The 17,805-nt window shown below is 62.1% G+C and carries 14 protein-coding genes; 10 read left to right on the plus strand and 4 right to left on the minus strand.

Features of this window, described 5'->3' with window-relative positions; genetic code table 11:
• Nucleotides 1–62 precede the first annotated feature (62 nt).
• The 4 genes from FHX03_RS13120 to FHX03_RS13135 all read left to right on the plus strand — a co-directional run bounded on the left by FHX03_RS13120 (nt 63) and on the right by FHX03_RS13135 (nt 5,148).
• Nucleotides 63–989 (plus strand): carbohydrate ABC transporter permease, encoded by a 927-nt coding sequence (locus FHX03_RS13120; protein WP_409565140.1) that lies wholly within the window; start codon nt 63–65, stop codon nt 987–989.
• A complete protein-coding gene (locus FHX03_RS13125) occupies nt 979–1,863 on the plus strand; it encodes a carbohydrate ABC transporter permease (protein ID WP_183854009.1) in 885 nt (294 codons plus the stop codon). Before FHX03_RS13120 ends, FHX03_RS13125 begins: the two co-directional genes overlap by 11 nt.
• A gap of 194 nt (nt 1,864–2,057) precedes the next feature.
• A complete protein-coding gene (locus FHX03_RS13130) occupies nt 2,058–2,987 on the plus strand; it encodes a substrate-binding domain-containing protein (protein ID WP_183854011.1) in 930 nt (309 codons plus the stop codon).
• A 16-nt stretch (nt 2,988–3,003) separates the two neighbouring features.
• Nucleotides 3,004–5,148, plus strand: a complete 2,145-nt coding sequence (locus tag FHX03_RS13135) for a methyl-accepting chemotaxis protein (RefSeq protein ID WP_183854013.1) — start codon at nt 3,004–3,006, stop codon at nt 5,146–5,148.
• A 58-nt stretch (nt 5,149–5,206) separates the two neighbouring features.
• Here the strand turns inward: FHX03_RS13135 and FHX03_RS13140 are convergent, their stop codons facing one another.
• The 4 genes from FHX03_RS13140 to FHX03_RS13150 form a co-directional block, all read right to left on the minus strand.
• A complete protein-coding gene (locus FHX03_RS13140) occupies nt 5,207–6,469 on the minus strand; it encodes a DUF3422 domain-containing protein (RefSeq protein ID WP_097628093.1) in 1,263 nt (420 codons plus the stop codon).
• A 171-nt stretch (nt 6,470–6,640) separates the two neighbouring features.
• Nucleotides 6,641–7,075, minus strand: coding sequence for an MFS transporter (locus FHX03_RS34420; protein WP_312865338.1), 435 nt, complete (start codon nt 7,073–7,075; stop codon nt 6,641–6,643).
• Nucleotides 6,970–8,001 (minus strand): MFS transporter, encoded by a 1,032-nt coding sequence (locus FHX03_RS13145; protein WP_246699238.1) that lies wholly within the window; start codon nt 7,999–8,001, stop codon nt 6,970–6,972. The genes FHX03_RS34420 and FHX03_RS13145 overlap by 106 nt, the downstream gene beginning before the upstream one ends.
• 174 nt (nt 8,002–8,175) lie before the next feature.
• Nucleotides 8,176–9,462 (minus strand): ABC transporter substrate-binding protein, encoded by a 1,287-nt coding sequence (locus FHX03_RS13150; protein ID WP_183854015.1) that lies wholly within the window; start codon nt 9,460–9,462, stop codon nt 8,176–8,178.
• Between the two features lie 191 nt (nt 9,463–9,653).
• Between FHX03_RS13150 and FHX03_RS13155 the strand changes: the two genes are divergently transcribed.
• From FHX03_RS13155 to FHX03_RS13180, 6 genes are read left to right on the plus strand one after another with little or no spacing between them, the layout of a single operon-like run.
• Complete coding sequence (locus FHX03_RS13155) at nt 9,654–12,176, plus strand: hypothetical protein (protein WP_183854017.1); 2,523 nt, start codon at nt 9,654–9,656, stop codon at nt 12,174–12,176.
• Between the two features lie 16 nt (nt 12,177–12,192).
• Nucleotides 12,193–13,287, plus strand: coding sequence for a glycoside hydrolase family 105 protein (locus tag FHX03_RS13160; protein ID WP_097628089.1), 1,095 nt, complete (start codon nt 12,193–12,195; stop codon nt 13,285–13,287).
• Entirely contained in the window at nt 13,284–14,648 is a 1,365-nt protein-coding gene (locus FHX03_RS13165; RefSeq protein ID WP_183854019.1) for a glycoside hydrolase family 28 protein, read from the plus strand. Before FHX03_RS13160 ends, FHX03_RS13165 begins: the two co-directional genes overlap by 4 nt.
• Complete coding sequence (locus FHX03_RS13170) at nt 14,636–15,742, plus strand: ABC transporter ATP-binding protein (protein ID WP_183854021.1); 1,107 nt, start codon at nt 14,636–14,638, stop codon at nt 15,740–15,742. Before FHX03_RS13165 ends, FHX03_RS13170 begins: the two co-directional genes overlap by 13 nt.
• A gap of 2 nt (nt 15,743–15,744) precedes the next feature.
• Nucleotides 15,745–16,734: a carbohydrate ABC transporter permease gene (locus tag FHX03_RS13175; RefSeq protein WP_097628086.1), complete on the plus strand. Its 990-nt coding sequence runs from the start codon at nt 15,745–15,747 to the stop codon at nt 16,732–16,734.
• A 12-nt stretch (nt 16,735–16,746) separates the two neighbouring features.
• Nucleotides 16,747–17,793 carry a carbohydrate ABC transporter permease gene (locus tag FHX03_RS13180; RefSeq protein WP_179867155.1) on the plus strand — a complete coding sequence of 349 codons (1,047 nt, stop codon included), beginning with the start codon at nt 16,747–16,749 and terminating at the stop codon, nt 17,791–17,793.
• Nucleotides 17,794–17,805 lie beyond the last annotated feature (12 nt).

Consider the following 17,805-nt stretch of genomic DNA (forward strand, 5'->3'; position numbering starts at 1 on the left):
ATGCGTCCGAAAGGATGCGCAGGCGCCCGCCGCGGCAGGAATTGCCGCGCATGGAGGAAGACATGTCGGAAAGCGCCGTTGCCGAAATCACCCTGGAGCCTGGTCGGCCGCGGCGCTTTCTGAAGCCCGAGACGCAGACGGCCATGCTGTTCCTGCTGCCGAGTTTTCTCGGCTTCATGATCTTCATGGCCCTGCCGATCCTGGCGTCGCTGGCGCTCTCCTTCACAAACTGGCAGCTAATCTCGACGCCGTCCTTCGTCGGTCTTCAGAATTATATCAAGCTCTTCACCGTCGATCCGGCCTTCTACACCATCCTCAGAAACACGCTGTTTTTCGCCGTCGAATATCTGGCGGTGAACATCATCGTCTCGCTGCTGCTGGCGGTTTGGATATCCAGCCTGAAGCGCGGCAAGGCGATCTTCCGGGTGATCTTCTTTCTGCCGACCTTCACGCCGACGATTGCCGCGTCGGTGGTGTGGCTGCTGATCTTCACGCCGGATGGACTGGCCGACACCGTCATCCGTTCGCTCGGCCTCGGCCTGCCGAATTTCCTGCTAAACCCGACCTGGGCGATGCAGGCGGTCGTGATCGTCACGCTCTGGGCCAATGTCGGCTATAACGTCGTGATGTTCAACGCCGCCCTCGATCTGGTGCCGAAACACTATCTCGAAGCGGCGACGATCGACGGCGCCAATGCCTGGCAGCGCTTCTGGCGCATCCGTCTGCCGCTGATCTCGCCCACCGTCTTCTTCGCTACCGTGATGACGGCGATCACCTCGCTGCAGGTCTTCGACGAAATCTTTGCAATGACGCGCGGCGGCCCGGGCTCGGCGACGGCAACCCTCGGCTTTGCCATCTACCAGAAGGGCTTCACCAATTTCCAGATGGGCTATGCCTCCGCTCTCGCCTGGGTGATGTTCGTCATGATCATGGCGCTCACCATCCTGCAGTTCCACATGCAGCGCAAATGGGTGCATTATGACGACTGACCCGACCTCACGGCATCCGTATTCCGCCTCCGCGGGTCGGCATCGTCTCCTGCGGCGCATCGGCACCTTCTTCAGTTATGCCGGCCTTTCACTGATCGCGCTGCTTTTCCTCTTCCCCTTCTTCTGGATGGTGTCGAACGCGGTGCGCTCGAATGCCGAGGTAATGGCCGTGCCGGTTCGCATCTTCCCCGAGGAATATCATTGGGGCACATTCGTCGAGGCCCTGGTGGCTCTGCCATTCGGCACCTTCCTGCTGAATTCCCTGGTGGTCGCCTGCGGCGTCACGGCGATCGTGATTGCGGTATCGTGCCTGTCCGCCTACGCCTTCGCGCGGCTGCGGTTTCCCGGCCGTGAGGGGCTGCTGCTTACCTATCTCAGCACGCTGATGATCCCGCAGGTGATGCTGGTGATCCCGCTTTTCCTCCTGGTCAGCAAGCTCGGCTGGATCAACACCTATCATGGCATGATCCTGCCGGTCGCCTTCTCGTCCTTCGGCACGTTTCTGCTGCGACAGTTCATCCTCGGCATTCCCAAGGATCTCGACGAGGCGGCGATGATGGACGGTGCCTCGCGCCTGCGCATTCTCGTCACCGTCATCATGCCGCTCGCCATGCCGGCAATCGGCCTTTTGTCGCTCTTCACCTTCATCGCCCAGTGGAAGAGTTTCCTGTGGCCGCTGATCGCTACCAGCGGGGTGGAAAAAGCCACACTGCCGCTCGGGCTCACATTGTTTCAGACCCAGCAGGGCACGGCGTGGAACTATATCATGGCCGGCGCGACGATCTCTATGCTGCCGGGCGTGGTCCTGGCCATCGTGCTGCAAAGGGTGATCTATAGGGGCATCACCGTCAGCTCCGGCTTCGGCGGAAGATAGTAAAAAACAGAGATTTATGTGCATCGCGCGAAGTTCGAGACGGAGCCTGTCAAGGTCGGTTGCTCGCCGCCGAAGAAGGCGCTTCCGCGCCACAATATCCTATCCCCGTTCTTAACTTTCGTTTCCTCACGAAAAGTAAAATTTAACCAAGATTTGAAATAACGCATTCACATCCGAATTGCGTAGGGGAATTCATGAAAACGGCCACGCTTGCATCCATCGCCTTGGCGATATCGGTCTCTGTTGCCAATGCACAGACGATCGGGGTTTCGATGACCAATCTCGATAAATTCAGAGAGATGCTTCTGAACGGCGTCGTCTCGCACGGGAAGACGATATCAGGCCTCAAGCTCGTCACCGCGAATGCCGAGGGCGACAACGAACTTCAGAAGAAGCAGGTTCAGCAGTTCGTTGCCGACAAGGTCGACGCCATTATCATGATGCTGTCTGATGGCGATTTCGGACCGCAAATGACCAAGATCGCAGCGGATGCCGGCATTCCCCTTATCTACATCAACACGACGCCCTCCAATCTCTCGGACTTGCCGGACAATCAGGTCGTTGTCGCCTCCGATGAGAAAGACTCCGGTACGCTGGAGACAAAGCAAGTGTGCTCTCTGCTCAAGGGCAAGGGCCGTGTCGTCGTGCTGATGGGGGAGGTCTTCCATGTGGCCGCCCGCACCCGCACCCAGGACATCGCCGATGTCATCGCGACGCCGGAATGCAAAGGCCTTGAGATCGTCGAGCAGCAAGCGGCCTATTGGTCGCGCGATTATGCCGATCAGCAAATGCAGGAATGGCTGGCGGCCGGCGTCAAGTTCGATGCTGTTATCGCCAACAATGACGAGATGGCGCTCGGTGCGATCCGCGCCATGAAGAAGGCCAATATCCCGATGAAGGACGTCGTCGTCGCCGGCGTCGATGCTACCGACGATGCGCTTGCCGCAATGGTGGCCGGGGACCTCGACGTCACCATTCTCCAGAGTGCGGTCGGGCAGGGGGCGGCGGCCGTCGACGCTGCCGTGAAGCTCGTCAACAAGGAGAAGGTGCCTCGCGAAAACAACGTCCCCTTCGAACTCGTCACACCCGAGAACATTGCCCAATACCTGCCGAAGAGCCAGTGAGCATAAGAGGCCTATGATGTTGCATTTCTGGAATAAATTCGGCATTCGCGCGCAGATCACCGCAGGCTTCGTGCCGTTGATCCTGCTGATGAGCCTGCTCACCGTCAGCGCGATCTCCGGCATGAACGGGCTTGCCGCGATCTTCGCTTCCTATCGTGTCACGGCCGGCCAGAGTCTGGCTATCTCCGACTACAGCGACCAGTTGCACGAGATCCAGATGTCGGCGGAGGCTTTCCGTTCGACCCCGACGCAGGCTGTCGTCGACAGTTTCCGCGCCGGCGTGAAGGCCTTCGAGGCGGACGACCCGCGTTTTGCCGGCAACAAGGACCTGCAGTCGGGGCTTGCAGAAATCCGCCGGGATATTGCCGCCTACGGCAAGGCCTTCGAACAGATCGTTTCCCTGCAGGCTCGGCGCGACATGTTGATCTCCAAGGTCACCGAATTCGGCCCCTGGACCAGCATCGCGCTCAACGACGTCGTGCGCAGCGCCTGGCGCCAGAACGACGTGACGCTGCTGCAGATGACGGCGGCGACGCTGGAGGCCTTGAACCGCAGTCTCTATTTCTCTGAACGCTTCGTGCATTCCAACGATTTCGCGGCTTACGACACGGCGCAGGCGGCTCTCGCCGAAGCCGTGGCGCTCAATGACGCCGCCGCCAAGGCTGCGAAGAATGAGCTGCAGAAGAAGCGCCTGATGGGCGCCGGGCAGCTCATGCAGAACTACACCGCCCGTCTCGGCGACATGAAGGAGGTGCTGCAGGCCTCCGGCAATATCCGCCAGACGCAGCTTGGCGTGCTCGCGCCGAAAATATCAGGCGAATTCACGGATTTGCAGGCGACCGTGACAGGTGCCCAGAAGGCCCTTGATGGTTCCGTGGAGGCGACGGTTGCCTCCGCGACCAGCACGACGCTCGTCATCAGCGGGCTGCTGATCGTCATCGGCCTCGTGCTTTCCTATTTCGTCGGCCTGCTGATTTCCTCTGCGGTGCGCAAGATGGCCCAGTCCATGGAGCAGCTTGCCCGCGGCGAGGAGGGGATCGCGATAACGGGCGTCGAGCACCGCCACGAACTCGGCGCCATGGCGCGTTCGCTGAAGGTTTTCCAGGAGACGGGCCGCGCCAAGCTGATCGCCGAAGCCAATGCCGAGCGGGCTCGCCTCGCCGCCGAAGAAGAGCGGCTGCGCCAGGAAGCCGAGCGGCTGTCCGATGCGCAGGTGATGGAACATGCCTTCCGCCAGATCTCCGTCGGTCTCGACGCGTTGTCGAAGGGTGATCTCACCGTTCGCGTCGGCGAAGTCGACCATCGCTACGTCAGGATTCGCGATCATTTCAACAATTCGGTCGCAAGCCTCGAGGAAGCGGTCGACTCTGTCATTCGCGCGGTCGCCACCATCCGCTCCGGTCTGTCGGAAATCTCCACCGCCTCCAACGATCTCGCCCGCCGCACCGAGCAGCAGGCAGCCTCCCTGGAAGAAACGGTCGCAGCACTCGGCGACGTGACCCGCGGCGTCAACGGCACGGCAGAGGGTGCAGGCCGCGCCCAGGCCGTCGTAGCAACGGCCCGCACCAATGCCGAAAAAGGCGGCGAAATCGTCGCCCGGGCCATCGACGCGATGACGGAAATTCAAAATTCGTCGTCGAAGATCGGCAACATCATAAGCGTCATCGACGAGATCGCCTTCCAGACCAACCTCTTGGCGCTGAATGCCGGCGTCGAAGCGGCGCGCGCCGGTGAGGCGGGCAAGGGCTTTGCCGTCGTCGCCCAGGAAGTCCGCGAGCTCGCCCAGCGCTCCGCCAATGCGGCGCGGGAGATCAAGCAACTGATTTCCACCTCCTCGGCGCAAGTCAAGACCGGTGTTCAACTGGTCGGCGAATCCGGTCTCTCGCTGGAACAGATCGTCGAGCAGGTTACCGCCATGAATGCGACCGTCGCCGAGATCGCCGTTGCTGCCCGCGAACAGGCAACGAGCCTGCGCGAAGTCTCGGCCGCCGGCGACCAGATGGACAAGGTGACCCAGCAGAACGCCGCGATGGTCGAAGAAACCACGGCGGCGGCCCAGAGTCTGACGCAGGAAACCGAAAGCCTTGCTGATCTGTTGCGGCGGTTCAAGACGGGCAGCGGTCGGGCACGAGACCATCGCCCCTACGCAATGGCATCGTGACGATCTGTCGGAGCGGTTAATAGAACACCGCCGCTCCGAAGGGGCGGCGGTGACCCCGTCAGTGGCTTTCGGATGTGGGGCCGTGCGGCACGCCGGCGATGCTTCGGCGCACGTGACGGACCGCGGTCCAGACGGCGAAGAGCACGAGCGGGATGGCGCCGAGAACAGCGAGTTTTGCCACGTGCGGATCGACGCCCAGTGCGGAAATGCTTTCGAGGCAGATCTTCACCAGGCCGACGGTATAATAGGTGATGGCGATGACCGAAAAGCCTTCGACCGCCTGCTGGATATGCACCTGGATGCGCGCCCGCTCTTCCATTGAGGTCAGCAGTGAGGCGTTCTGATCCTCGAGCTGAACCTGCACGGTGGTTCTGAGAAGGTCTCCGGCCAGGCTGACGCGTTCGGCCAGCTCGTCGAGGCGCCGTTCTGCCGCATAGACCGAGCGGACAGCCGGTTGGAAGCGTCGGTCGATGAACGTACCGAGCCTTTGTCTTTGCTCGACCCGCTCTTCTCGAAGCTCCGACAGCCTGCTCGCCACGATCTCGGCATAGGCTTTTGTCGCGCCGAAGCGGTGGCGGGCGAGTGCCGAGAAGTTGAGCACATCGGAAGAGAGCCTCGTCACCTCGGACAGCAGCGCCTTGTCGACTTTGACGGCGCTCTGCATATGGACGATCAGGAGATCGAGGCGCTGGTCAAATGCGGAAAGCTTCGACACGGTCTCGCGCGCCATCGGCAACGCCAGCAGCGCCATCATCCGATATGTCTCGATTTCCAGGAAACGCCGGACCATGCGGCCGGTCCGATAGGCGTTGAGGTTGCGGTTGAAGAACAGGAACTCGAGGAATCCGCTGTCGGTCAGCCGAAAGTTCGAATGCACCTCGGCGTCGCCGCCGCCGACCCGCGAAGCGACATAGTCGAGTTTGGGTTTTTCCAGGATGCGCCCGTCCTTCTCGTCACGCACCAGCACGCGCACGGCCGCGATGACCTTTCCGCCAATCTGGCCGCAGCAGGCCCGAAAAGCTTCCGGCGGGTTGCTGCCGGGTTCGGCCGATGCCGGCACCACGAAGGTGAGGGTGAGGAACTCGGTATGGGCTTCCCATTTCAGTCGGCCGTCGCCGACGCGGCCGATGCCGTGATTGCCCTCGCCCGTCGTGGTGACATCTTCCAATCCCGGCAGGGAACCGGGCAGCGAAGGAGGGCCATTCTCGCCGATGATAGCGACATGCCAGACATCGGTGTCGCCATCGAAATAAAGCGACGGCCGGGCATGCAACTCGTTGTGAAGCTCCCTGCGCAGCGGATGCTCGGAACCCATCGGCATGGAGATGCACCTCTATACGATAGACAGTCGCTGGATCGCCGGCGGAAGGACCGGGTGCCGGCGCTTGATAATTTGATATGGCGCCTGGAGCTGGCCCCAGGTCGACAACGCCTATAGCCTCTCCCGCGGCTCGTGTCACGACGCCTTCGCAGCAGTCGCCCAATCGCGCGTTCAGAGTGAGCGCCAGGCAAGGATGCTCCCGAGCAACTGCACGCTGCCGCCTGCAGACATCGCGACGATGAAGCCGGTTTCGGCTTCTCCGAGGAAGGCGAAGATCGCCCCGAGCAGGGCGACGCCTATCGTCGCGCCCACCATGCGGGCAACGTTTATCAGGGCGCTCGCCGTGCCGGAACGATCGGCGGTGACGGTTGAAACCGCGACCGCGGTTAGGGGGCCCGTCGCCATTCCCATGCCGACGCCGGTCAACAGCAGCCCGATCTCTTCGGCAACGAACCAGTCGGCCAGGAAGGATGCGCCGAGCAGGAGATTGCCCAAACCCATCAGCGCCAGCCCTGCCGATATGGTGCGTTTTTTCCCAAGGCGCTCCGAGATCGTGCCGGAGAAGGGGAGATCGCGATGAAGCTGAGGGCCATCGGCAGCAGCGATAGTCCTGCTTCAAAGGAGGCCAGGCGGCCGAGGCTGAGGGAGACCAGTGGAAAGAGAAACAGCGTGCCATACATGCCGAAGGTCATCGCCGCCGTTCCGGCCATCGCCCCGCGGAATTGGCTGTCCTGGAACATCGACATCGGAACGAGGGCCGTCTGTTCCAGGCGCTTCTCCACCATGACGAAGAGCAGCAGGAGAGCCGCGCCGGCGATTGCCAGGAGCGCCGTCCACAGCGGCGGCAGATGCGATGATTCAATCGCGGTGAGGGTAAGGGCGGTGAGGGATGCGATCCCCAGCAACTGACCCGGCAGGTCGAAGGATCTGCCCTGCCGATCGGCGCTTTCCGGAATGAAAAGCCACGCGCTCGCCGCCGCGATCAGCGCGATCGGGATGACCACGAAGAAAACGGATCGCCAGCCGAAACCGCGGATCAGAAAGCCGCCGAGGGTGGGGCCGATCGCAAGCGACATCCCATTGCAGCCGGCCCAGATTCCGAGCACGCGCGCACGGAGCTTCTCATCCCGGTAGATGACCCGGATCAGTGAAAGCGACGCCAGCAGCAGGAGGGCGGAGCCGAGACCGGTCAAGGCCCTGGCCCCGATCAGCATTGCGATGCTCGGGGCAAAGGCGCAGACGAGGCTCGCCAGGGCAAAAACCGCACAGCCGATCACGAACATCCGGCGCCGACCGTAGAGATCGGCAAACAGGCCGCCGCTGATGAGGAGTGCTGCGTAAACGAGATTATAAGCGTCGACGACCCACTGCAATTGCGTCACCGACGCCTTGAGGTCGAGGCCTATCGGCTGGACCGCCAGATTGACAACCGATGTGTCGACCTGCGCCACGATCACGCCGAGGCAGAGAATGGCGAGGGCGGCTGGTCTCAGGTCCGAGCGGGAGTCGGTGTTTCGATTGATGATATCCATAACGCTACCTTTCCTTGCGGGAAGACGTAGCGTGGTTCAGTCCATCGACAATTCGAAACCGATCGAACTGTTCGGCATGTTGGCATAGGCAGAGGCAAAAAAACGATCAGCCACGGCCCGTTGCGAGGCCGTGGCTGATGCAGCGCGCAATCTGTGGGAGACAGGCGCGGCCGTTTACTTGTTGGCGGCGAGGGCGACGTTGACCTTGTCGACGTCTGCGCTCATCGCCTTGAAGGTGTCCTCAAGGGAAAGCTCGCCGACGATCAGCTGGCTCATCCGCTGGACAATGAGCTGATAGATGGCGGAGGAGCCCTTCAGGCGTTCCAGGTCGCGAGCTGCCTTCGGCGCGCTGTTGCGGCTTGCGAGGAAGACGGCCATGGCGTCCTTGGCGTTCTTGCTATCGAGCTTGTACTGCGGATCCTTGATGTCGGCGCCGGTCAGGATGACGTAGTTTTCGGCGATTTCACGCTGGACCTTTTCAGAGCCGAGGAACTCGATGAAGGAGGCGACGGCCTGCGGGTACTTGGTGCGCTTGAAGCCGACGATCGCGGTACCGCCCGGCATCGCATAGCAACCGGCATCGCCGCAGGGCGCGCTGATCGCCGTCCAGTCGAAGGCGTCGCCGATCTTCTTCTGGAACGGATTGACCATCCAGTTGCCGGCAAGATAGGTCACGACATTGCCGTTGACGAACTCGTCACCCATGTTCTTGTACTGGGTTCCGCCGGCCGCGCCCCACATTTCCTTTGGGAAAGAGCCGTCCTTCGTCCAGTTGTAGAGATCGGTGATGTAGTGCTTGGCGGCATCGTCAGGGAAGGAGAACTTGCCGTCCTTGACGTAGTTCGAGCCGTAGGAGAAGGCCGCGCCGGAGAAGCGGTGACCCGAGCGGTCCATCGTGAAGGGGATCTGGGCGCCGGTCGCCTTGGCGACGCGCGCCGAGGCTTCGACGATGTCCTTCAGCGTGGCGGTCGGCTTCGGAAGCGGTTCTTTCGCCTGCTCGAACAGCGTCTTGTTGACGAAGGGCAGGTTGAAGGTCTGCGAGGCGACATAGCCGTTGATCGAGTTCGGCTCGTTGACGCCGGGGAAACGAAGCGTGTTCAGGCTGTCGCCGTGCAGCTTGGCGAAGACATCGGGATCCTTCATCAACGGGCGCATGTCGAGGTAATAGGGCGCCAGCTGCCAGTCGGTGATCTTGGCGATGTCGGGACCTTCGCCGATGGCAAGCTGCACCGGCAGCTGCTTGGCGACGGCATCGTAACCCGAGGAGACGAAGTTCACCTTGATGTCGGGATGCGCCGTCTCGAATTCCTTGCTCAGCGCTTCCATCCGCTCGACATAAGCCTGGTCGTCGTCGGTGAAGAGAAAGGTGATCGTCTGCGTTTCCGCCATGGCCACGCTCGACCATGCGAAAGAAACCGTAGCCAACGCTAGTGCGAAAGCCCCTGAAAGATACGTTTTCATTTTCATCCTCCCATGAAAACATTTTCATCAATCGCGGCCTTGGCCATCGATAAGTGAATTTCATATACTTGACAATCGTTCCGTCAAGCTATTTTCTACGCAAATAGCGATGTTTTTGAGCAATTTTCAAAAATCACGCACCCAAATAACCTAATGAAAATATTTTCATAGGATTGCGGAGGAGGCGATCTTTGAAAACGGAAAGCATCAAGCGGCCTGATGGCATGGCCCCGGCATACAGCGTGGCGGCGGGGCAGACGGTGACGGCCTGGGCCGTTTCCGCCCTCATTGAGCGCTATTTTCCCGGCGAACCGGCCCCGGCCGAAGATCGCGTGAACTATCGCTTCATCAACGGTTTCGTCGATGTCGGCGACCTGCCGTGCCGCAAGGCCTTCTGGTCCACCATGGTCGGGCGGGCGCTGGAGCCGGACACGTCCTGGCCGACGGAAAGCCTCTATCTTCCCGGCTCGAACCGCCGCGTGGAGTTTACCAGCTTCTGGCATGTGCCCGCACATGTCAGGCGATGGCTGAAGGGCACGTTCAGGACGGAAGCCCCGCGCACGCTCAATCTCGCGCTCAAGACCTGCGGCGGCGTCCGCATCTGGGTCAACGGGCAGGAGGCGGTGCGCTTCGAACCCTTCAGGCGCAACGTCGAGAGCGCAACCGAGATCATGCTGACGCTCGAGGCCGGCGACAACGAGATCCTCGTCCATACAGAAGACCTCGCCGAGCGCGACACGACCTGGTTCTTCGAGCTCGAAATGCTGCACAAGGAGCCGCTCTGCGTGCTGCTGCCGGTGCCGCTGGATCAGAACGAGGTGCGCGAGCTGGAAACCCTTTCGCGCGGCGTGCGCCCGGCCCGCGACGTCTTCATCAATCAGCCGCTGGAGATCATCTTCGACACGGCGCCCGAGCGCGACCTGCCCGTCGATCTCAAGGTGGTCGGCCATGGCCATGAGCGGCCGATTCTTGCCCATTCGAAACTGACCCTGCGCGCCGGCGAGAGCCGTCTGATCGCCGAAGAAGTCTGCGGTATTGCGGACGGTTATCACGGCATTCACATGACGATCGGTTCCGGACCGGGTTCGGTCACCCGCGTCATCGATGCCGCCTTCATGAGCAGCCTATCGCCATTGCCTGAAGAGGCGTCGCTTTCCGCCCGCAAGCGGCAGGCGCTGGAATACAGCGCCCGCTTCGGCGCCAATCGCGCCGGGCGTCTCATCGCGATGATGGAAACAGGCCATCACGATCCGGAAAGCTTCGAGCGCATCGTCGATGCGACCCTTGCCTCGATCGATGCGCGGGAGGATTGCTCGGACTTCATCATGGTGCCCCTCCTCTGGCTGCTCGGCGCCTATGGCGACCGGATGCCTGCGGCCACGGTCGAACGCATCCGCCGTTCCGTTCTCTCTTATCGCTACTGGGTCGACGAGCCGGGCAATGACACGATGTGGTTCTGGAGCGAGAACCATGTGCTCTGCTTCCATACCAGCCAGCTGCTGGCCGGGCTGTTTCTCCCCGATGCGGTGTTTTCGGCCTCCGGGCGGACGGGACGGCAGCAGGCGGAACTCGCCGTCGAGCGGCTCGGGCGCTGGTTCGACAGCGTCGAGGCTCATGGCCTGGCGGAGTGGAATTCGGCCGCCTATTACCCGATCGATTTCATCGGCCTGCTGGCGCTGGAGCGCTGGGCCGAGAGGGGGATTGCCGATCGCGCCCGCGGCCAGATCGACCTCATCTTCCGCATGATCGCCCTTCATACGCTGGCCGGCGTTCCGGCCGGCTCGCAGGGCCGCGCCTACGACAAGGAACTGCGCGCCGGCCCGCTGACCGAGCTTGCGCCCTTTGCCCAGGTGGCTTTCGGCACCGGTTGGCTCAACAACGGCGTGGCGGCATTGACGATGTTCTGCGCCGGCGGCTACGAGCCGCCCGCCGATCTGATCGAGCTTGCCGCCCCTTTCAGGGGCAGAAGCGTCGAGGCGCGTTACAGCCAGGGGCTCGAGAGTGGAAAGCTCGTGCTGTTCAAGAACGAGGCGGCGCAGCTTTCGACGGTGGTCGATCACAAGACTGGTCGGAAGGGTCACCAGCAGCACGTCCTCGACATCAGGCTGGCCGGCCATCCAATGGCGCGACTCTGGGTCAACCATCCCGGCGAGGACGATCCCTGGGGCAATCAAAGGCCGTCCTATTGGGCCGGCAACGGCATCCTGCCGCGTGTCGCCCAGCATCGTGATGTCGCCCTGCTGATCGAGGACACAAGCGACGCACGGCACGCATGGACGCATGCCTATATCGGCCGCGATGGCCTCGATGATCTCATTGTCGAAGGCAAGTGGCTGATCGCACGGTCGGGCCGGGGATTTTCCGCCCTCTGGGCCTCCAACGGCCTGGAACTGATCACCGAGGGGCCGACCGCCGGCCGCGAGGCGCGCTCCTACGGGTCGCTCTGTGGCTGGGCTGCTATCGTTGGATGCGGCAATGGCGACGCCTTCAAAACCTTCCTCGAACGCCTGTACCAGACGGCGGTTTCCTTCGATCCTGCGCTTCGCCTGCTGACGCTGACGCCGCCGGGCGGCCCCGTGCTCTCGCTTTCCTATGCCGACGGTCTTTCGATCGCCGGCAAGCGCCGGCCGTTCACACATGATCAGCCGCACCCGATTCTCACCCACGACAGTGCCGCGTCCCAAGCCGGTACTGACGGACCGCTCTACTCGTAAAACATAGGTCCCCAGCATGAACACTACATCTGTCGATAACGCCGCGCTCCTGACGACGATCGATCGCGTGGCAACGGCTTTCAGCCGGCTTAGAGGCATCAAGGAAGGTCTCGTGACCGGAAGCTCCACCTCCGGGATCCAGTTCGACGAGTGGGACTGGGAAGTCGGCGTCGGCCTCTACGGATTCTTGCGACGTGCGATTTCCACCAACGATCAGAAAGCGCTGCAGGAGCTCGTCGCCTGGTATGCCGGCCAGATCGAGCGCGGCCTGCCGCCGCGCCAGATCAACAGCACGGCGCCGATGCTGCCACTGGCAATCCTCGTCCAGCATGTCGACCGTCCCGATTTCCGCGCGCTGGTCGAGGATTGGGCCGAATGGCTCGTCAAGGAATTGCCGAAGACGGAGGAGGGCGGCTTTCAGCACGTCGTCAAGGAACGCCTCAACGACGGCGAATTGTGGGATGACACGCTGTTCATGGCCTGCCTGTTCCTCGCCCGCGCCGGCGTGCTCTGCAAGCGCAACGACTGGATCGATGAGGCCGTCTATCAGTTCGTGATCCACACACGCTATCTCTCCGATCCGGTCAGCGGTCTCTGGTATCACGGCTGGACCTTCAACGGCCGGCACAATTTCGCCAACGCCTTCTGGGCGCGCGGCAATGCCTGGATCACCGTCGCCATTCCCGAACTCTTCGATCTTGTCCCGACGCTCGGCGAGAAGGATCGGCGCTTCCTTTCGAATGTTCTCGTCAGCCAAGTGCGCTCGCTGAAGGCATATCAGCGGCCGGACGGGATGTTCACGACCCTTCTCGACGATCCGTCCTCGCCGCTGGAAACCTCGGCGACGGCAGGCATCGCTTACGGCATATTGCGCGCTATCGATGCCGGCATTCTGGACGAGAGCGACAGGGCCTATGCCGAGCGTGCGCTTGCGGCGGTGCTGGCGCAGATCGACGAGGAGGGCGTCGTCCACGGCGTCTCGGACGGCACGCCGATGGGGCACGACCTCGATTTCTACCGGCGCATCCCGAACCTGCCGACGCCTTACGGCCAGGCGTTGACCATGCTGCTGCTGACGGAAGTCTTTCTCGAAAGCGGTCAGCGTCAATGAGTGCCGCCTCCCTCGTTTCGATCGAGGCGCTCGACGGCGACAATACCGAGCGCCTGCAGGCGGCGATCGACGATCTCTCGGCTTCCGGCGGCGGACGCCTGGAGCTCCTGGCGGGCATCCACATCTGCCGGGGGCTCCGGCTCCGTTCGGGCGTCGATCTGCATCTGGCCGCCGGCGCGATCCTGCGGCCGGTTCCGGACTATGCAGCCTATGCGCATACGACTGTTTCGGTGATCGCCGAGAAGTCAGATCGCGGCATGATCGTCGCCAAGGGCGCGCGGCGGATCGGCCTGACGGGGCCGGGGCGTATCGAAGCCGGCTGCGAGAGCTTCATCATCGGGGATGACGAGACGGTAGGGACCTTCATTCCGGCCGAATTCCGCCCCCGCGTCGTCGTCTTCGAGAGCTGCGACGAGGTCGAGATCAGCGCGCTACATATCAGCCGTTCGCCGATGTGGACGTTGCACTTCGTCGACTGCACCGATGTCGCGGTCCGCAACGTCACGATCGAAAACGACCGCCGCCTTCCCAATACGGATGGTATCGTGTTCGATGCCTGCCGCGGCGCCGTCATCGAGGATTGCGCGATATCGACGGCCGATGACGGCATATGCCTGAAGACCAGCATCGGCCCGCAGGGTGTCGCAATCGGGCGATGTGAGAATATTTTTATCCGCCGCTGCGCCGTTCAGAGCCTCAGCTGCGCGCTGAAGATCGGCACGGAAACGCATGGCGACGTCACCAATGTCGTCCTCGAGGATTGTAGCGTTTCATCTTCCAACCGAGCGCTCGGTATCTTCTCACGCGACGGCGGCCGGATATCGAACGTCAGGTTTTCGCGGATTGCTGTCGAGTGCCGCGAAACGCTCGACGGCTTCTGGGGCTCGGGGGAGGCGCTGACCGTCAACGTCGTCGACCGTATCGCTGAGCGCCCGGCAGGCGCCATCGAAAACCTCATTGTCGAAGACATTACCGGGCGCATGGAAGGGGCGATCACCGTCATTTCGGCTTCGTCCGCCGGCATTCGCAATGTATCGCTGGCGCGCATCGGTGTGGATCAACGGCCCGGCGAACTCGGCACCGCGCAGGCCTACGACCTGCGTCCGACAAACGCGGACCTTGCGCCGAAGGCAGACGGTGGCGGCCGCGCCAATGCCTGGACGCGCGGGGCGGACGGGCGGGTGATCGGCCTGCAAGACTATCCGGGCGGAATGCCCGCCGTCTACGTGGCGGGGGTCACCGGGATATTGATGAACGAGGTGCGGATCGCGAGACCGACACCGCTGCCGCAAGGCTGGAACGCAATCGACGTCGTCTTCGAAACGGCGGCACCCGACGGGAGTGGGGCATGGCAGAACTGAAACTTTCCACCGTCAACAAGTCGTATGGCTCCGTCAAAGTGCTGCATGACGTCGACCTCGATATAAAGGACGGCGAATTCGTCGTCTTCGTCGGCCCGTCGGGATGCGGCAAGTCGACCCTGTTGCGCGTCATTGCCGGCCTGGAAGAGGTTACGTCGGGCGGCATTGCCATCGGCGGCCGCGACGTCAGCGCCATTTCGCCGGCCGAGCGCAAAATCGCTATGGTCTTCCAGTCCTACGCGCTTTATCCGCATATGAGCGTTCGCAAGAACCTCGCTTTCGGCCTGGAGAATCTGAAGTTCAAGCGCGCCGAGATCGAGGCGCGCATTGCCGAAGCCGCCAGGATGCTGGCGATCGAACCCTATCTCGACCGGCGCCCGAAGCAGCTTTCCGGCGGCCAGCGCCAGCGCGTGGCGATCGGCCGCGCCATCGTGCGCGAACCGGATATCTTCCTCTTCGACGAGCCGCTGTCCAATCTCGACGCGGCGCTGCGCGTCCAAACCCGGGCTGAGATCACCAAGCTCCATCGCGAGATCAAGACGACGATGATCTATGTCACGCACGACCAGGTCGAGGCGATGACCATGGCCGACAAGATCGTCGTGCTGCGCGCCGGGCGGGTCGAGCAGGTCGGCGCACCGCTGGAACTCTTCGATCATCCGCGCAATCTTTTCGTCGCCGGCTTCCTCGGCTCGCCGCGCATGAACATCATCAAGGGGAAAGTATCGGGCATCAGCGAGAGCGGTGTCGCCATCGATGTCGCGGGCGGCGGCAGGATCGTCGGCGACGTCGATCCCGAGGGCATTACGGTCGGACAGGATGTGCTTGCCGGCATAAGGCCCGCGCATTTCTCCCGCTCCAGCGAAAAGGGCCTGCCGTTCATCGTCCAGTATCACGAAGGCCTCGGCACCGAGACCTATGTTTACGGCAATCTTGCCGGCCAGGACGAGCAGATCATCATCCATGAGGCCGGCCATTTCGCGCCTGTTCAGGGTGACCGGATCATGATCGATGCCGATCCGGCACGCGTTCACCTGTTCGATCCCGAAAGCGGCTTGGCCTTTGCCCGCCGATCACGACAGGGGAGGCGCTGACCATGGCTGCTGCTGGTGCATTGCTCTCCCAGGCGGGCGACATGGCGATGAGGGTGGTCGAGGCTCCGATGAATGCGGTCGAGCGCATCTTCGGCCGCAAGCGCATGCCCTGGCTGTTCCTGGCGCCGAACCTCGTTCTCTTCGCCATCTTCACATTCCTTCCGATCGCGATCGCGGTCGGCTACGCCTTTACCGGCGGCACCAATCTTTTCGTCTCGGAGCGGCCCTTCGTCGGCTTCGACAATTTCCGCGCCCTGCTTTCCTGCGGCAATTATCTGCAGCCGGGAACCTGCCAGGAATCGCTGTTCTGGACGGCGGTTTGGAACACGCTCTGGTTCGTGGCATTGAACGTCACCGCCACATTGCTGGTGGCACTGATCACGGCATTGATCCTCAATAGGGCGATCTTTGCACGCGGCTTCTTCCGAGCGATGTTCTTCTATCCCGTCTTGCTGTCGCCCGTTGTCATCGGCCTGATCTGGAAATGGTTCCTCGATCGCAACGGGCTGTTGAACGCCTTCTTCCAGATGATTGGCGTGCCGCCTGAGATTTTCCTGCTGGATGTCGGCTGGTCGCGTTTCTTCGTCGTCGTGGTGTCGGTTTGGTTCCATATGGGCTTTTACACCCTCATCCTGCTCGCCGGTCTCCAGGCGATCCCGAAGGAACTCTACGAGGCCGCCTCCATCGACGCCGCTTCGCCGCGCCGCACCCTCTTCAGGATCACGCTGCCGCTGCTTGCGCCGAACCTGCTCGTCGTCTTCATCCTGCTGATGATCAAATCCGTGCAGATCTTCGACGAGGCCTGGGTTCTGACGAATGGCGGCGGGCCCGGCACGGCCAACAGCTTCATCGTCCAATATATCTACCAGATGGCCTTCAGCAGCGATCTCCGCCTCTTCGGCCTTGCCTCAGCCGCCTCGGTTCTGATGGGATTGGTGCTTCTGGTTCTCACCCTCATACAACTGCGCCTCGGCAAGCGAATGGAGTCCTGAATGAACAGCTCTATGAACCCGATCCGCTTCATGACGCGCACGCGCCGGGCCGGACGCATCGACATCACCGATATTCTGTCATGGGTCTGGCTGATTGGCGGAACACTGGCGGTGCTCGTTCCCGTCGTCTGGGCGGGACTTTCCTCGCTGAAGCCGGCGGCCGAAATCACCCGCTTTCCGCCGACGCTGCTTCCGCGCGCCGCCGTGGAGCAGACCGTGCCCGGCTTCGACAAGCCGCTCAGCCTGTGGCAGGTCACGCTCGACGGTCAGCCGCGCGAAATGGCCATGGTGCGGCGCATCGGCCTCAAAGCCCAGATGGTCGATCCGGCAAATCCGGGACAGCCGGTCAGCGTCGACGTGAAGGGGATCACGCCGGTCCAGCATCTGACCGTCGCCACCGAGAATTACACCGACCCGCTGACGCGCTTCAGCTTCCTGACCTTCTTGAAGAATTCAGTGTTCGTCACCGTGGTCGCGACGCTGCTGACGCTGATCGTCAACGCCATGGCCGCCTTTGCGCTGTCGAAATATAAGTTCCGCGGCGACACGACGGTTTTCGTCATCATCATCTCGACCCTGATGATCCCGCTCGCCGTCGTCATGGTGCCGGCCTATCTCGTCATCGTCGGGGTCGGGCTTGCCGACAATCTGTGGGGCGTCATCCTGCCGACGATCGCCTCTCCGACTGCCGTCTTCCTGCTGCGGCAATATATGCTGACCATCCCCGACGAATTGATCGAGGCGGCGCGCGTCGATGCAGCGAGCGAATTCTGCATCTTCTGGCGCATCATCCTGCCGCTGACAGCGCCGGCGCTTGCGGTGCTGGCGATCTTTTCGGTGCTCTGGCGCTGGAACGACTTCCTCTGGCCGCTCATCGTTCTCAACAGCCGTGAGAATTTCACCCTGCAGGTCGGTCTGAACGCATTCCAGGGCGAGTTCTCGGTCCAGTGGCACTATATACTGGCGATGACCTTCCTCAGCCTGCTACCCGTCACCGTCGTCTTCCTGTTCCTGCAGAAATACATCACGACAGGCATTGCAGGTACAGGGATGAAGTGATGAATTCTAACG

It is taken from the genome of Rhizobium sp. BK456 (assembly GCF_014194045.1).
Classification (GTDB): domain Bacteria; phylum Pseudomonadota; class Alphaproteobacteria; order Rhizobiales; family Rhizobiaceae; genus Rhizobium; species Rhizobium redzepovicii.